Consider the following 15,791-nt stretch of genomic DNA (forward strand, 5'->3'; position numbering starts at 1 on the left):
CCGGAGGCCGGTCGGCGGGCAACGTCCAGACTTCGGTGTGTCTCATGAGACACACCGAAGTCTGGAGAACGACGGCCACCGCCTGGTCATCGTGCGCTCGGAGACCGGCGTCCTGCTCCAGGCGCGCTCCGGCCGGATCGTGACCAGCGCCTTCCCCGATCTGGAGGCGGCCGCACGGCAGTTGCCCGCCGGTACGGTCCTCGACGGCGAGGTGGTGGTCTGGCACGCGGGCCGCACCGATTTCGCGCTGGTGCAGCGCCGGGCGGCGGCCACGGCCGCGCGGGCCGCCGTACTGGCGCAGACGCTGCCGGCCTCGTACGCCGCCTTCGACGTGCTGGAACTGGCCGGGCTGGACCTGCGCGGGCGGGCGTACGAGCGCCGCCGGGCCCTGCTCGTGGACCTGCTGCTGCCGCTCGGCCCGCCGCTGCAACCGGTGCCGATGACCACGGACCCGGAGCTCGCGGCCACCTGGTACGAGACCCTGCCCGCCAGCGGCATCGAGGGCCTGGTCGTCAAACGGCTGGACCAGACCTACCCGGCCGGCCGGCGCGGCTGGCAGAAGCTGCGGCACACGGACGTACGGGACGCGGCGGTGGTCGGCTACACGGGAACCCCGCGCCGCCCGCTGGCCCTGGTCCTCGTCCTGCCCGTCGGGGACGAGACCCCGCTGGTGTCGAGCCCGCTGACGGCGGCGCTGCGCGCGGAGGTGGCGGAGGCGGTGGCGGTGGCGTCGGGGACTTCGGGGGCGGCGCGGGGTACGGGGGCGGCCGGGGCGTCGGCGACGGTCACCGCGATCGGGCTCGGCGAGGTGCCGTTCCGGCCGCTCGACCCGCCCCTGACGGCGGAGGTCCGGCACACCTCGGCCCGGCACCCGCCGCCGGAGGTGCTGCGGCTGCGGACGGACCTCTGACCCGCGCGGGAGGCGCGGGCCAGGGGTGAGGGGTACTGGGGAACAGGCGGGATACGGGGAAGCGAGCGGGCGGGATGCCGCGCGAGCGGCCCCGGCTACGGGCTACGAGCCCCGAACCACGAGCCACGAACCACGAGCGGCCCCGACTAGCTGTGCGCGCCGCGCCCCGAGTCCGGGGGCGCCCCCGGCTGCGGATGCGGACCAGGCCCCTCCACGGGCCGGTGGGCGGCCTCGCGCGCCTTGCGGACCTCGTCCGGGTGGCTGGAGGTGGTGGAGCCGAAGTTCCCGTAGCCCTGCATCTCGTGCGGCCGCAGACCGCCCTCGGGAATCTCCACGTGCTCCCGTTCCTCGCGGACCTCGTAGACGGCTCCGCCGTTCGGCAGGTGGGGCTGGCTCTCGGGGGTGGGCGGCGGTGGCTCCTTCGCCCGGACCCGCTGCCCCAGCCTGAAGCCGGCGAGCAGGAAGCCCGCGACGATAATCCCGACCACCAGGAACCAGGCGATGTCGGTCAGGGTGGAGTCCACGCTCAGGATCGTGTCCATGCGACCCAGTTTCCCGCACTTCGCAGTGATATGCGCTGTTCTGGCCGGGATACCTTGCGCCATCCGGGGTACGCGCCGGGGACAGCCGAAGCGGGCCCGAAGCGACCCCAGCCACCCAGCCGAGAAGGAGGCCGGTCATGCCCCGCGGATCTTCCCCCAAGCGCGAACGGCAGTACGAGCACATCAAGGAGGGCCTGGAGCAGCGCGGCGAGCCCGAGGAGAAGGCCAAGGAGATCGCCGCCCGGACGGTCAACAAGGAACGCGCCCGGGCCGGCGAATCCAAGACCGCCAGCAAGGAATCCCTCCAGGACATGTCCTCGTCCCGCCGCGGAGGCCTGCACTCCCACTCCGGCCCGCAGGGCCCCACGTACGACCAGCTCTACGCGGAGGCCCGGCGCCGCAATGTCCACGGCCGCTCGGACATGAACAAGGCGCAGCTCAAGCGCGCCCTGGGTGAGAGCTGACCCGGCCCGCCGACCGCAGACGAACCGTTACGGGTACGCGTACCCACGTACCCGCCCGTGCACAGGCGCCCGGCAGCGCCCGCCGCCTCCGCACCGACGAACGCCATACCCCCGAGCCCGCCACCCGCCCCAGCTCCCCGGCATCAACGCATCAACACACCAACGGACCCTCAGGAGTTGATCGGCCCGTCCGTGTCCCGCAGGGTGTCGAGCTCGCGCCCGCCCAGCACCCCCAGGATCTCGGCGCAGATCGCCAGCGCCGTCTCCGCCGGGGTGCGGGCGCCGAGATCCAGGCCGATCGGCCCGTGCACCCGGGCCAGTTGGGCCTCGCCCACCCCGGCGGCGATCAGCCCCTCGCGCCGCCGCGCGGTCGTCCGCCGCGAGCCCAGCGCACCGACGTACGGAACCCCCAGGGCCAGCGCCAGGCGCAGCGTCGGCACGTCGAACGCCTCGTCGTGGCTCAGCATGACCAGGCACGCGGCGTCCCGCCGGGCCCGGACCACCTTCGCGGCCTCCTCCGCACCCTCGACCAGTACGGCCTCCCAGCCCAGCAGCAGCGCCTGCCGCTCGATGATCCCGGCCAGCTCACCGCCCCCGCCGATCACCACGTACGGAGCCGACGGGTACGCCTCCACCAGCGCCAGCCCGGTCTCCCCGTACAGGGCGTCCCGCCCGGCCCGCCGCGTCGCGAGCAGCTCCCCGGCGCGCCGCCCGGCATCGTCGAACGCGGCGTCGGTGGCCCGTACGACCTCACTGACCGCCCGGTCGGCGCCCTCGTTCAGCCGGGTCACCAACGCCACCCCTACCCCTTCCCCGAGCAGCTCCCACCACTCGGCCGGGATCGCCGCGAGCGGCTGGAGCAGCACCTCGGCCTGCCCGCCACAGGTCAGCTTCGCCTCCACGGCCTCGGCCCCGCGCACGGACACCTCGCACACCCGAGCGGTGTCCCCGGCCCCCATCGCGGCGGCCTCGGCGACGAGCTCGGCATCGAAGACCCCTCGGTACAGCGCCCCGAAGCACTCCCCGCGCGCCGCGTCCACGAGCACGGCACCGGCCGGATCCCGGGGCCCGAACCCCTGCTCGGTGACGGGCCGCGCCAGATACCCGGCCCGCCCCTCGGCCACCCACTGCCGCGCCGTCTCCACCAACTCACGCATCGGTGCCGCCCCATTCCTGTATGCGCCACTTCCCGCAAAGCGCCAGGTCAACGGCACTATGCGGCCTCACACCCCACCCTACGCACGCTCCCCACCCCCACCCACCCCCCAAACCCACAGACCCACCCCCACCCCCCTCGTACAGACCCACGGCCCCACCCCCACGCCCTCCCCGTGCCACGCGCCGCTGACGCGTTGACGACCGTGTCGCCCGTTCGGGGCCGATAGGGGCTTCGGCCCCCCATCCGGGCTAAACGGCCACATACCGCGTGGCATGCTCTGCTCTCCCGAAACCCCTGCGCCGAAAGGTGTGTTCATGCTCCGCACCACCCCTCGAACGGTCGTCCTGGCCACCGGAGGGGTCCTCCTCGTCACGGCCGTGGCGGGTTCCGCGTCAGCCGTGGGCTGGGGAGCGTCACCGCGTCCTACGACGGAAAGGCGCGCGCGACGGCGTACGGCGACTTCCGCAACGAGCGCGACATCAGCGCGAAGAACAAGGTCATGTCGAAGGACCTCGCCGCGGACAGCAACACGGTCTACACGGAGGGGCACTGGTACTTCGAGAACGGTGCCGAGGTCTTCCCGCTGAACACACCCGAGCACAACCACACGTACTACGTCACCCACTACCTGAAGCACCCACTCGAGGCCACGGCGAAGTCCGTCCGCGGAGGCACCCGGGCCTGCGTGCAGCTCGGCTGGCCGGTGCCCGACACCTGCTCGGCCCAGGCCCTTCCCTCCTTCAACTACTGAGACACCGAGGACATCGCGATGATCAACCCCCCTCGGCGTGGGGACGGGGCACAGGACGAGGCGCATCCCGTGTCGGATCCCGGCGGGTCCGGAGACGGCGCCCTCCGCCTCGACGTCCGCGACCTCCTGGTCCGCTACCGGGCCAAGACCGCCCTCGACATCCCGGCCCTCTCCTTCCACCCGGGTGTCACCGCACTCACCGGATCCAACGGATCCGGCAAGACGACGCTGCTCAGGGCCTGCGCGCACCTCCTCCGGCCCGCGGCCGGCTCGGTCTCACTCGGCGACCAGCGCCCGGACCCCCGCCCCTACCCGCGCCCGGACCGCCGCACAGACCTCCGCCGCTACCGCGAGGGCATCGGCTACCTGCCCCAAGCGCCCGAGTTCCCAGGCCACTTCACCGTCCGCGAAGCCGTGACGTACGCGGCGTGGCTGCGCGGTGTGCCCCGCGGCCGGCGCGCCGAGGCCATCGGGCGCGTGGTCGAGGACCTGAACCTCACCGATGTCGCCGACGCCCGCCTGCGCAACCTCTCCGGAGGCAACCGCCAGCGCGCACACATCGCCCAGGCCGTCGTCCACCAGCCCGCCGTCCTCCTCCTGGACGAGCCGACGACCGGCATCGACGTGGAACACCGCATCCAACTGCGCACGTACCTGGCCCGCATGGGCCGCACCCGCTGCGTCGTACTGAGCACCCACCACACCGAGGACATCGAGCTGCTGGCCGACCGGGTCGTCTCGCTGCGCGAAGGCCGCGTCGTCTTCGACGGCACGCCCGCGGAACTCATGGCCCGGGCCGGAGCCGGCGTCGACACCACCACGGCCCGCTCGGTGGAACAGGCCCTCCACGACCTGAGCGGCGGCGACGGCCCTGCCCGGGGCGTCGGCGATACCGGCTCCACCCGGGGCGTCGGCGGCGCCGGCTCCACCCGGGGCGCTGCGGGCGGCGGCCCCGCCCAGGGCGCTGCGGGCGCCGGCTGCACCCAGGGCGTTGCGGGCGGCGGCCCCGCCCAGGGCGGCACGGGCGGTGGCTCTTGAACAGCCACGCACCGGGCAAGCGGCCGGCCGCGGGCAGCCACCCCACGGACAAGCCCGTGCCCGTGCCTGTGCCTGTGCCCTTGCCCGTTCCCGTTCCCGTACTCGTGCCGATGCCGATGCCCGTTCCCGTGCCCGACCACACCGACGGCGGTGCCCGATGACCACCAGCGCCCTCCTCCTCCACCTGCGCCGGTCCCTCGGCCGTACCGCGTTCCCCTTCTTCCTCCTCCTCGTGGTCCTCAACACCCTGCTGCGCCCCATGGCCTGGCAGCACGAGCCCATGTGGGCGGTCTACCAGTACAACTTCACCGTGATGCTGCTCGGCCCGCTGCTGGCCGGCGTGGCCGCCTGGGAAGGCCACCGCCTCTCCCGCGCCGATGCCTTCCTGTACGCCCACCACCGCCCCCTTGCGATGCTGGCGGCGGCCTGGGCCGCACTCACCGCCTGGTCCGCCGCGGCCTTCCTGCTCGGGCTGGCACTGGTCCTCGGCCTGGTCGCCTGGTCCGGCACCCCACCCGTCCTCGGCCTCCCCGAACTCCTCACCCCGCTGCCCGCGCTCACCCTCCTCGGCCTCGCGTGCGCCGTGGGCCTCACGGCGGGCTGGCTCGGCGGCGACGGCGGAAAGCTCGCGGCTCCGATGGTCGCGATCGCCGTGTTCCTCGCCTTCCTCCTCCTCTACGCGGGCGACCTCTCCGAGTTCGTGATGGTCGGCGGCGCCACCAGCTCGCTCGTCGGGCTGCGCCCCAAGGCCGGCACCCAGACGTCCCAGGTCGCGTTCTACCTGGCCGCGACCCTCCTGGCGCTGCTCGCCGGAGCCTGGAGCGCCGCACTCCACCGCCTGCGCCCCCGGCACCTCCTCGCCGCCGTCGCCACCGCCGTACTGTGCGCCCTCTCGGCCGGCCACCTCGCCGCGGCGCACCCCCTGTACCTGGAGGCGCGCCCCGGCGACGTCCGCTGCCACGGAACCCGCCCCGAGATCTGTCTCGGCCGCGGCTACACCTCGTACGAGCCCCACCTCCGCGCCAACCTCACCCCGCTGGTGCGGGCCATGACCCGACTGGACCTCCCCGCTCCCGCCTCCTTCCGGCAGGACGCCTTGCGCAGCACCACGGACACCGGTCAGCTCTCCCCGGACACCGTAACGGGCGACCGCGAACTGCTCCTCGACATGTTCCTGGGCACCTACTACGGATCCGACTGCGCCATCGAGCCGGGCAGCACCATGGAACGCAACCACGTCAACGCCCGCTACTGGCTGGCCGAAGCGCTGAACGTCGCCCCGTACGAGGACCCGGCCCTGGACCCCCGGCTCACCAGTGGCACCACCCCCGAGCGCATCTCCGCGGCCCGCGCCGCGTTCCAGGGCCTGGCCACCTGCGATGGCTAGCCGCCTGTACATCCGACGCTGGCACCTGGGCCGCCAGGCGCTGGCGGCCCTGCTCTGCGCACTGCTCTGGGTCGCGACGCCGCTGCGCCTGTACGACGTACCGGCCCGGGACGGCGTACAAGGCGCCCTCTGGCCGATGATCCCCGCCCTCTACGCGGCCTTCCTGCCGTCCGTCCTCGCCACGGCGGCCGAAGCACAGGAACGCATCACCCCGAAGGCCACCCGCATCCGCGCGACGACCACAGCGGTGGTCGTCGCCCTCGCGGCCGCCCTCGCCCTCACGGGCGCCACCAACGACCCGGCCGTGGCCTTCCGCAACACCTTCCTCCTCACGGCCCTGGCCTTCACCGGCTCCTGCCTCCTCCCGCCGGCGGCAGCCTGGACACCCCCGGTGGCCACCCCGATGGTCATGTGGCTGATCGGCACCAAACCCCAGGCCCAGGTGGAACCCTGGTCCCTCCTCCTACTCCCGGGCACGCTCCCGTACACCTGGACCATCACAGCCCTGATCACGACCACGGCCCTCACGACCTACATCCTCCGAGGCCCCCACCCCTGACCACAGCCCCCAGCAACCGCCCACTCCAGCCACCTCCCCACCACCCCGAAGGCTGCTCTCAGCCACCCCACCCCACCACGGGCCCGGACGAGCACCCCCTGCGCGGCTCCGGCGGGGACTGTGCTGCTGCAGCTGCTTTGCAGGCTCGTCGGGAGGCGACTGAGCACCAGGACGGGCCCGGATGCAGTGCCATCCCGAGCCCTCCGGGGTCGCCGCTGTGCACTCACGTCGACGTCAGGCCAGGGGTTCGGCCTGCTCATCAGCCGCCCTGCGTGGCCGTCCAATGATTTCCGCGGCACGCTCATCAGCTACATGCTTTAGCTCAATGAAGGCCCGCAGCTCCCGAGGAGTAGGCCAGGGCGCACGCCGGTGGATCATGCGGTGGCAATTGGCACATATGAGGGCGAGATCGCTGAGCTTGGTCCGCCCCTCGCCTGCTTCGTGCAACGGAACGCATCGCGTCCCAACTCGTCGTGCTCCGCGATGGCCTTGAACACGGACCCCTGTGTGATCGCTCCTCTGCGCATGGCGGCAGGGTACGGCCAACCGCTGACAGCCCCCTGCCAATCAACGCAGCCGATGACTGGACTCCCGGAACCACACACCCCGCCGTCCGACGGATGTCCGCTTGCACCACGAGCCTCTGTACCTCGACGGCCGTCAGGAGGTGGCCAACCGTCGGATCGAAGATCTGCCGCGCTAGTACGAGTGATCGCGAGTGCCTGGCGATACGTTGCGGGGCCCCTGGACCTGTCCGGGGGCCTTCGGCACTTCGAGGGCTGACCTGCACCGATGGGTCAAGATTCCGTCGACGAATAGTCCACAGGCCCTGACATAAGGCTGCGTACGGCGGCAGTTGGCTGCGTATACGCGAAGACCCCGTTCTCAGCGTTGGGGCTGATGGCGGGGTCTTTGGGCACTTCCTGCGAAGTGCCCCCGGCAGGATTCGAACCTGCGCACACGGCTCCGGAGGCCGTCGGAGTCCCGGACGTTTCCGCAGGTCAGAAGGCTATCTGACGCTATGTTACCTGTGCGGTCCCGCACATGTCCCACGAGAAGGAAATGCCCGATTTAGTCGTGTTGTTGTGATTGTCGTGCTGGGTCGATCGGCTCACGCGATATGACGGAGATCACGACGCTGTTGTCAGGGTAGGGGGTGTGCATCCCCGGCTTCAATCGAACGAGCGGGCGGCCGGAAGCGCGCGGGCAGCCGAGTGCGCCGGGCGTGCGCCTGGGTCCCGGGGGACTCTCCCGCAATGCCCCGGGGGGACGCGGCCGGTGGAGGGCGTGCGTCATGACCTCCCATGGATAGCCGGAGAGGCGCCCGAGTGCCGGTGCGGAGGTCCCTGGCTTGTGGCCGAGGGTACGAGGCCCGTCATCGGGCCTGAGTGACGGGGTCCGCGCCCGCGCCGTGAATACGAGCGGCTGTCGTATGTAATCGCGGGTTCGGTTGGGTGCGGCCTTTCGATGCGGTGGTCAGGGAGTGGCGGTGGATCTTCCATGATGCGCGTGATTCCCGGTTAGGCTAACCGGGGATCACGCGCTATATGGGGTGGTTCTGAGGTTCGGATCAGAGCGGGTGCCTTCTGCGGACGGGCAGGATGCTCAGGGCCATGACGGTGCCGTCGTCGTGGAACGAGATCGGGCCGTTCCATTTCTCGGCTTCGTTGGGGTCGTGCCGTGTGGAGCGGAGTTCGTAGGCCGCTTTCCGGTAATCCTCCACGCGGCCGTCCTTGATCAGCTCGTACAGCCGCGAGTCCATGCCGGAGAATGCCTCGATGCGTACGGTCTCCATGCGGAAGACGTGGTCGGTGCCGACGAATTTCGTGCCGCCGATGGTGATCTCCGCGTCGTGGTAGCTGGATGTGGCGGCGAAGGTGGGGGCGTTGTAGTGCTCGCGGCCTTGGCGTGTGGTCAGGTATTGGGCTGTTTTCTGTCCTCCGCCGGCGAATGCGGTCAGGCCGGCGGTACCGGTGCGGGCTAGGAGCCGGCCGAACCAGTCGAGGTTGTTCTCGCCCACCTGGAAGCCGTCGACGTTCTGCGCCCGCTGCCCGTCGCGGGCGGGTATGGGGATGGCGTTGGGGTAGGGGATGCCGGCCTTGTCCTTGATCTCCTCGTCGGCGTTTCCGGGGGCACCGGGTATGCGGAGAGGGAGCAGCGCTTCGCCGGGGGATTGCAGGGCGTTGACCACGACCCCGCCCTGGCCCATGAGCTCGGTGGACATGATCAGGCACGGTGCCGTGTTCCACGGGCCGATCTGCATGCCCTCGGCCAGTTCGGCTCCCTTGACCAGCTGCCGCAGGGTGGTGCTCCGGGTCCGCGCGGTCCGCTTGCTCGCCTTCTGGTGGTTTCCCCGGCATGCCACGAAGACGACTTTCGACGGCTCGCCGGGCTTCCATGCCTCGATGAGGTAGTCCGGGCGGGGCCGCGACCCCTTGTCCCGCCGCGAGCCGCCCAGGGCCCAGCCGGCTCGCAGAACTGTGCTCGTGTCCACGACCGAGACGATGTGGTGCGGGTAGTGCTGTCGCACGATGTGCTCTGCTGCGGCGAGGCCGAAGCCGACGGCCAGCTCCCGGGCCTGCATGGCCTTGTACCAGCGCTCGGCGGTGCGGCCCTTGTCGGTGAGATCCATCGCTCCGGCGCGATTGCCGTACAGCGCCTCGCAGTACTTCAGGCCCAACCAATGTTCCGCGAGCCCCCGGCCCATTCCCTGGCCGGCCAGCACGTAGCCGCGGGCCACGGCGTGCAGCACCTGCCACGGTGTCAGTTCGATGGACCGGCCGCACTCGGCCTGGGCGACGGGAAGCAGTACGGGTTTCCTGCGTGCCGCCTCCTCGCCGCTTTCCCGGCGCTGCTTGTCGATGGCCGCCGCCGCGGAGTCGACATGAGCGACGAGCTCGGCTGTCGACCGGATGCGGACGCTCTGGTCGCGGCTGAGTGCGTTCAGGATCTGTCGCGCGGTTCTTGCCATGCGTCCCCCACATTGTCCGCGTGCCCTGGCCGGCCGAGAACGGTAGGCCGGGGCGCCGGGGCGCACACAAGTGCGCACGGTCCATCACAGTGCGGAACCAGCCACACCTGAGTCGACTACAAGCAGCGGCCTGCGGAAGCCTGTCGAACGTCCGACAATCCGCACGCGTCAACCAGGCGATACACGAGTGCCCTCTTGCCGGGGGATGTTCGAGTGGATGTGACGGGCAGCCATGCACCTGCCGGTAGAGGGAGGCGGGCATGGACTCGAACGAGCAGCTTGGCGGGGCCCTATGGGACTTCGCAGCGCAGCCGCGGGGTGATGTATGGCAGAGCCGTGGCAGCGCTGTCGCGGATCTGGCGGGTGAGTTCGGCGCGGAGCTGGTGCGGGCCCTTCGGGTGGGCCTGGCCCAGGGGAGCACCGCTACCTACGGGCCCCGGGGGCCGTCCCGGCTGAGCTGGTACGGCTTCGCGACCGAGTACGCCCGGGCACACTGGCCCGGCAGAGCGGCGAAGACGCGGGACGAGGTCAGCGACGCGCTGACAGCCATCACTCTGGCGATGTGCTGGGACCTTCCCGGCCGGCCGAACGAGCGGCTGCTGCGCCGGGCCCTGCGGCACTGGGCCTTCGTCCTACCCGGGCAGGTACAGCGGGAGATGCCGGCGGAGGACCGGCTGGTCTTGCAATGGGTGGCGAAGGCCTCCCGCCCACTGGTCGACCTGCACGACCCGATCCTGGCACGCGACGTACTGGAGTCCCTGCGCCGCAAACTCGACGGCGGTGAGGCGGCCGTGGAGACGATGCGCCGCAAGCGCAAAGTGCTCGTGCACGCTGTGCACTACGCCATGGAACGGGGCGAGCTGGGCAGCAACCCGCTGGAGAAGGTCCGCTGGCGGCTGCCCAAGCCGGCCGTCTCGGTGGACCCCCGCGTGGTCGCCAACCCGCACCAGGCCCGGGATCTGCTGTCCGCCGTCTCCTACGTCGGTGGATACCGGCGTGCCCGTGGCCGGCGGCTGGTCGGGCTGTTCGCGGGCATGTACTACGCGGGCCTGCGCCCGGAGGAGGCGATCGCGGTGGCGCTTCCCGACTGCCGACTGCCGAGGACCGGGTGGGGGCGGCTGATCGTGCACCGGACCCTGCCGCAGGCGGGCAAGCGGTGGACCGACACCGGCCACTACCACGACGAACGCGGGCTGAAGAACCGCCCGCCCGGGGAAACACGGGTGGTGCCGCTCCCGCCGCATCTCGTGACGCTGTGGCGCGAGAGCGTGGCCACCTTCGGCACGGCCGAAGACGGCCGGCTGTTCTTCAGTGAACGTGGCGGCATCCTCAGCTACACCGCCTTCCACCATGTCTGGCGCGAGGCCCGCGCCCTGGCGCTGCCTCCCGCCCTTGCGGCCACTCCGCTCGCTAAACGGCCCTACGATCTGCGGCACTCGGCGCTGTCCACCTGGCTGTGCGCGGGCGCCGACCCGGCGGAGGTCGCCCAGCGCGCCGGGAACAGCGTCGAGGTCCTCCTCACCCGCTACGCGAAATGCCTTTACGACCGGCAGTCCATCAACAACCAGCGCATCGAAGGACTCCTGAGCGCCTACGACCAGCCGCGCGATCTGGACGAGGAGCTGCGGGGCTGAAAGCCTTGCCCGTTGGCGAGCGCGTGCTCCAGGACCTCTTCGACGAGGTGGAAACGCACGCGTTCCTGTTCGAGTCGGATGTTGTGGCCGAATTCGCCTTCCATGAGGCTCTCGTGGAGATCGGCTTCCTCGGGCGTGAGCGTGTCGAGGCGCTCGTGGGTGGGTGAGGCTTCCTTCACCCACTGGTCCCGGCAGGACGACAGTACGTTCCTGATCACGAGCATCGACTGCGTGTGCGGGAATTCGCGGCGCAGTCGGTCGAGGATGGCGAAGCCGTGTGTGTCCAGGTCGTCCCAGTAGACCAGGCGTACATCGTGGAGCCATGCGAGGGCGGATAGCTGGGTGACCGCGTAGCCACACCCATGGACCACGATGCTGTGGGGCCGGTCGGGGACGGCGAGGTACGTCGTCTCGTTCTCGACGACGTACACGGTCGTGATGCCTGGCGGCGAGAACCGCACATGGCTGTACTCGGGCCCCGCGCGGGTCGCCGAGCCGTAACTTCGGCAATCGAACCGGACTGGCTTGGGGCGGTGCCCCCTGCTCGGGGGATGTGGCAGGGGGCACCGGTTTTCAGGAGGCGGCGAGGGCCTCTGTGGGGGGCAGGCGGGCTGCTCGGACGGCGGGGTAGAAGCCGGCGAGGCCGCCGATGATGAGGGTGGCGCCGACTCCGCCGGCCATGGCCCAGGCGGGTACGACGGTGGGCCAGCCCTGGTAGGTGGCGTAGCCGCCGGTGACGGCGATGCCCAGGAGTACGCCGCCGGCTCCGCCGAGGGCGGACAGCAGCAGGGATTCGCAGAGGAACTGGGTGCGGATCTGGCCGCGGGTTGCCCCCAGAGACCTGCGGAGGCCGATTTCGGCGCGGCGTTCCAGCACGGAGATGACCATGGTGTTGGCGACGCCGACACCGCCGACGAGGAGGGCGACGGCGCCGAGGCCGAGGAGCAGTCCGCTCAGGGTGTCGTCGGTGGCTTCCTTCGCTGCCAGGGCGTCGGAGGGTCGGGAGACCTCGACGGCGCTGGGGTCTTCGGGGTTGGCGGTGGCGCCGAGTACGGCCTGCACGTCGGTCACGGCAGCGCCGTCGGCGCGGGTGTAGACGGTGGTGGGGTATCCGTCGAAGTCCAGGTTCCGTGTCGCGGCTTCCCAGCCGACGAACGCGCCGGCGTCCAGCTCGGGTGCCAGTTCATTGGGTTCGAGGATGCCGACGACCGTGAACCACTGGCCGCCCAGCCATACCTGGGTATCCGGGTCGGCCTTGGAGACAGCCAGTTGTTCGGCGGCCTTGGGCCCGAGGACGACGGCCGGGTACTTGCCGTTGGCGTCGTTGAGCCACTGCCCGGTGGCCACCGTGCCGCCGACGGTGTCGGGGAGGTCGGTACGGGCCGCGTAGACGCCGATGCCGCCGGTCTCCTGCTTGGGGATGCGGTCGTTGCGGTAGACCTTGGCTTCCGTCTTGCCGATGGCCGACACAGACTCGACGGAACCGATCCTGGCGACCATATCGACGGCTTCGTCGGGCAGATGCGCGTCGCCGCCGCCGAATGACTGGCCCGGGGAGACCGTGAGCAGGTTGGTGCCCAGGGCGTCCAGTTTGCGGTTGAGTTCTTCGCTGGAGGAGGTGGAGATCCCTACGACACCGATCATCGCCGCGATGCCGATCGCGATGCCGAGTGCGGAGAGGAACACCCGCATGGGGCGAGAACGCAGGCCCGAGCCGCCGACACGCAGGACGTCGGAGGGGCTCAGGCGAGCGGCTTTCGGGCGGGGACGGGGTGGTGCTGTGGTGGTCATGCCCCGGCCCTCTCGTAGGCGTGGCCCGGTAGGGCGGAGTCGTGTTCGATGCGGCCGTCCTTGATGCGTACCTCTCGGGGCAGGGATGCGGCGATGTCGCGGTCGTGGGTGATGATCACGACGGTGGTTCCGGCGTCGTGCAGTTCGTGCAGCAGCTCCATGACCACCGCCCCGGAGCGGGAGTCGAGTGCACCGGTCGGCTCGTCGGCGAGCAGCAGGGGCGGGTCGCCGAGGACGGCGCGGGCGATGGCGACGCGCTGCTTCTCACCGCCCGACAGCTGGTGCGGCTCGTTGTACAGCCGGTGGCCCAGGCCCACCCGGCGCAGGGTCTGTTCGGCGAGCTCGCGTCGTTCACTCCGTGGCTTGCCGCTGTAGAGCAGTCCGTCGGCGACGCTGTCCAGGGCGGGGACGCCGGGGGCGAGGTGGAACTGCTGGAAGACGAAGCCGATCGTGCCGGCGCGCAGCGCGGACAGTTCACGGTCGCTGAGCTGCGAGATGTCGTGGCCGTCGATGGCCACGGTTCCGGTGGTCGGCCGGCTGAGGGTACCGATGATGTTGAGCATGGTGGACTTGCCCGAGCCGGAGGGACCGACGACGGCGAGGAGTTCACCGCGCCGTACGAGCAGGTCGGCTCCGGCGAGGGCGGCCACATCGCCGTAGGACTTGGTCACCCCGTTCAGCTCGATGACCGGCGGGGTGATCGGGGTCACTTGGGAACCCCTACGACCAGGCCGGCCGTGATGCCCTGGCCGGAGACCTCGACCAGTCCGCCGGCGAACATGCCGAGCTCCACCGGCAGGTACTCGATGCCCTTGGCGCCGACGGTCTCCAGGGCGTAGCCGCCCTCGCGGAGCGCCACCAGGGCGTTGATCGGAACGGCCAGGACGTCCTTGCGGGTCTCCGCCTCGAAGGTGACGTCCAGCGGAGCGGCCTGGTAGCGGCCCAGCTTGGTCTGGTCCTTGACCTCCAGCTTGATCGGGAGTGTGGCGTCGGCGGAACTGGCGGCGGACCCTGCGGAGCCGGCTGTGCTTCCGGTGGCAGGGGCGGCGGTGGCCGCGGTGCCGATGTCCTTGACCGTGGCGTCGACCTTGGTGCCGTCGGGGAGCTTGAGGGTGGCCTTCGTCCCGTCGTCGACGAGGTCCTCGAACTTCACTTCGAGGTCGACGGTCACGATGCGCTCCGTGCCGGTCCAGGTCAGGATGTCGCCGGTGGGCGAGCCGCCGGCGGCGGCCTTGACGTCGGCTACCCGGCGCTCGCCGGCGGCCACGACCGCGTCGCCCGGCGCGACGGTGCCGGTCTCTTCGCGGCCGAGGTCTTCCTGCCACGCCTTCACCGCGGTGGCGGTAGCGTCGGTGTACTCGTCGTCCACCGTGAATCCGGTGTATCCCAGGGCGGAGAGGTTCTCCTCCAGCAGCTTGACGTCCTTGCCCTCACTGCCCGACTGGATCGTCCGGTACAGGGGGGTGGACCCGTACAGGAGCGGCACCTTGAGCTCGTCGAGGCTGTACACGGTCCCGCCGCGCTTGATGGTCTCGCCTTCGCCCGGCAGCCAGGTGATCACGCCCGATCCGCTGCTCTGCGTACCCTGCGCGGCGCCCTTGTCGGCGGTGGTGCCTGTGGACGAGGAACCGCCCGCAGGCGCGGCCTGGACCGCGGTGGCGTCGCCGTAGCCGAGGTTTCCGCTGACGGTCTCGGTACGCGTCAGCGAGGCGCTCTCGACCTTGGCGGTCTTGGGCGGGCCCGCCGGGGAGGCGGAGGCGGCCGTATCGCTGTCACCGCCCAGGGCTCCGGTCGCGGCGGCGACGCCTGCGCCAGCGATGACCAGCACCGCGATGGAGATCAGCGAGGTGCGCAAGGGGCGCTTCCTGCGGCGGGTCGCCGCCGGCGCCTGACCGCCGGATCCGTCGCCACTGCCGGTGCTGTTGTCGGCCAGGAGGTTCTCAGTGGTGTTGTGGAGGGTCACTTCTGGCCTCCCATCATGCCGCCGAGGAACTCGCGGCATTCACCCATGGCGTCCTGGAACTTGGGGTCGCTCATGTTCATCGACTCCCGGTCGAAGCCCTCGGGCCCGGGGTCGTCCATATCGACACCGTTCTCGCGCATGCACGCGGCGAACTTCTTCATGTTCTCCAGCTGCGCCGCGTCCGGGTTGCCCTGGCCACCGCGGTCCTTCATGGCCTGCGGAGCCTTGTCACGGCATGCCTCCATCGCCTTGCGCAGTGCGCCGGAGTCGGCGCCGCCTCCCATGACGGACTGGAGGTTCAGCTTCCCCGTCTCCGGGTCCGGGTCCTCCATGTCGACGCCGTTGTCCCGCATGCAGGAAACGAACTCCTGCGACTGCTCGGCATCGCTCTTGGCCGGGCCGGCACCGCCCGAGCTGCCGCCCTCACCGCTGACCGAGGCCACCTTCGAGGTGCCGCTGTCCGATCCGCCGCAGCCCGTCAGCAGGCCCATCGCCACGATCGCGGCGGCCGGCAGCGTCAGCGCACGCGCCTTGAGCGCTGTTCGCATCCTCACCACTCCCTTGAATCCGACTACCGCCGGCGGCTGACGCGGCCGGCGTGTCCGTACGAGTGGTGATGCTG

General features: G+C 71.0%; 16 protein-coding genes. 7 read left to right on the forward strand and 9 right to left on the reverse strand.

Features of this window, described 5'->3' with window-relative positions:
- The first annotated feature begins 37 nt into the window (after positions 1 to 37).
- Positions 38 to 910 (forward strand): ATP-dependent DNA ligase, encoded by an 873-nt coding sequence (locus ACFWP3_RS14555; RefSeq protein ID WP_384220330.1) that lies wholly within the window; start codon positions 38 to 40, stop codon positions 908 to 910.
- A 146-nt stretch (positions 911 to 1,056) separates the two neighbouring features.
- Here ACFWP3_RS14555 and ACFWP3_RS14560 read toward each other — a convergent pair whose 3' ends face one another.
- Entirely contained in the window at positions 1,057 to 1,452 is a 396-nt protein-coding gene (locus tag ACFWP3_RS14560) for a DUF6479 family protein (protein WP_384220332.1), read from the reverse strand.
- A gap of 137 nt (positions 1,453 to 1,589) precedes the next feature.
- Between ACFWP3_RS14560 and ACFWP3_RS14565 the strand changes: the two genes are divergently transcribed.
- Complete coding sequence (locus ACFWP3_RS14565) at positions 1,590 to 1,916, forward strand: plasmid stabilization protein (protein WP_384220335.1); 327 nt, start codon at positions 1,590 to 1,592, stop codon at positions 1,914 to 1,916.
- A 170-nt stretch (positions 1,917 to 2,086) separates the two neighbouring features.
- On the opposite strand, the gene ACFWP3_RS14570 is transcribed toward ACFWP3_RS14565, so the two are convergent.
- Positions 2,087 to 3,073: an XdhC family protein gene (locus ACFWP3_RS14570; RefSeq protein ID WP_384220337.1), complete on the reverse strand. Its 987-nt coding sequence runs from the start codon at positions 3,071 to 3,073 to the stop codon at positions 2,087 to 2,089.
- Positions 3,074 to 3,574: 501 nt separating this feature from the next.
- On the opposite strand from ACFWP3_RS14570, the gene ACFWP3_RS14575 reads away from it, so the two are divergent.
- The 4 genes from ACFWP3_RS14575 (at position 3,575) to ACFWP3_RS14590 (ending at position 6,810) form a co-directional block, all read left to right on the forward strand.
- A complete protein-coding gene (locus tag ACFWP3_RS14575) occupies positions 3,575 to 3,826 on the forward strand; it encodes a hypothetical protein (RefSeq protein WP_384220339.1) in 252 nt (83 codons plus the stop codon).
- Between the two features lie 18 nt (positions 3,827 to 3,844).
- On the forward strand, positions 3,845 to 4,864 hold the full coding sequence (locus tag ACFWP3_RS14580) for an ABC transporter ATP-binding protein (RefSeq protein ID WP_384220341.1): 1,020 nt from the start codon (positions 3,845 to 3,847) through the stop codon (positions 4,862 to 4,864).
- Between the two features lie 157 nt (positions 4,865 to 5,021).
- Positions 5,022 to 6,251 (forward strand): hypothetical protein, encoded by a 1,230-nt coding sequence (locus tag ACFWP3_RS14585; RefSeq protein WP_384220343.1) that lies wholly within the window; start codon positions 5,022 to 5,024, stop codon positions 6,249 to 6,251.
- Entirely contained in the window at positions 6,244 to 6,810 is a 567-nt protein-coding gene (locus tag ACFWP3_RS14590; RefSeq protein WP_384220345.1) for a hypothetical protein, read from the forward strand. The genes ACFWP3_RS14585 and ACFWP3_RS14590 overlap by 8 nt, the downstream gene beginning before the upstream one ends.
- A gap of 234 nt (positions 6,811 to 7,044) precedes the next feature.
- Here ACFWP3_RS14590 and ACFWP3_RS14595 read toward each other — a convergent pair whose 3' ends face one another.
- The gene (locus ACFWP3_RS14595; RefSeq protein ID WP_384220347.1) at positions 7,045 to 7,377 is read right to left on the reverse strand and encodes an HNH endonuclease; all 333 of its coding nucleotides are present in this window, start codon (positions 7,375 to 7,377) and stop codon (positions 7,045 to 7,047) included.
- A 1,003-nt stretch (positions 7,378 to 8,380) separates the two neighbouring features.
- Positions 8,381 to 9,781, reverse strand: a complete 1,401-nt coding sequence (locus ACFWP3_RS14600; protein ID WP_384220349.1) for a hypothetical protein — start codon at positions 9,779 to 9,781, stop codon at positions 8,381 to 8,383.
- Between the two features lie 260 nt (positions 9,782 to 10,041).
- Between ACFWP3_RS14600 and ACFWP3_RS14605 the strand changes: the two genes are divergently transcribed.
- Positions 10,042 to 11,415, forward strand: coding sequence for a tyrosine-type recombinase/integrase (locus ACFWP3_RS14605; protein WP_384220351.1), 1,374 nt, complete (start codon positions 10,042 to 10,044; stop codon positions 11,413 to 11,415).
- Here the strand turns inward: ACFWP3_RS14605 and ACFWP3_RS14610 are convergent.
- From ACFWP3_RS14610 to ACFWP3_RS14630, 5 genes are all read right to left on the reverse strand, one after another.
- Positions 11,373 to 11,846, reverse strand: coding sequence for a Wadjet anti-phage system protein JetD domain-containing protein (locus ACFWP3_RS14610; RefSeq protein WP_384220353.1), 474 nt, complete (start codon positions 11,844 to 11,846; stop codon positions 11,373 to 11,375). The two genes, ACFWP3_RS14605 and ACFWP3_RS14610, sit on opposite strands and share 43 nt — an antisense overlap.
- 142 nt (positions 11,847 to 11,988) lie before the next feature.
- The gene (locus tag ACFWP3_RS14615) at positions 11,989 to 13,206 is read right to left on the reverse strand and encodes an ABC transporter permease (RefSeq protein ID WP_384220355.1); all 1,218 of its coding nucleotides are present in this window, start codon (positions 13,204 to 13,206) and stop codon (positions 11,989 to 11,991) included.
- Positions 13,203 to 13,907 (reverse strand): ABC transporter ATP-binding protein, encoded by a 705-nt coding sequence (locus ACFWP3_RS14620; RefSeq protein WP_384220398.1) that lies wholly within the window; start codon positions 13,905 to 13,907, stop codon positions 13,203 to 13,205. The genes ACFWP3_RS14615 and ACFWP3_RS14620 overlap by 4 nt, the downstream gene beginning before the upstream one ends.
- Positions 13,908 to 13,912: 5 nt before the next feature.
- Positions 13,913 to 15,169, reverse strand: coding sequence for a peptidoglycan-binding protein (locus ACFWP3_RS14625; RefSeq protein WP_384220357.1), 1,257 nt, complete (start codon positions 15,167 to 15,169; stop codon positions 13,913 to 13,915).
- Positions 15,166 to 15,717 carry a hypothetical protein gene (locus tag ACFWP3_RS14630; protein WP_384220360.1) on the reverse strand — a complete coding sequence of 184 codons (552 nt, stop codon included), beginning with the start codon at positions 15,715 to 15,717 and terminating at the stop codon, positions 15,166 to 15,168. Before ACFWP3_RS14630 ends, ACFWP3_RS14625 begins: the two co-directional genes overlap by 4 nt.
- Positions 15,718 to 15,791: the final 74 nt, after the last annotated feature.

The sequence above is a fragment of the Streptomyces sp. NPDC058525 genome, assembly GCF_042719495.1.
Classification (GTDB): domain Bacteria; phylum Actinomycetota; class Actinomycetes; order Streptomycetales; family Streptomycetaceae; genus Streptomyces.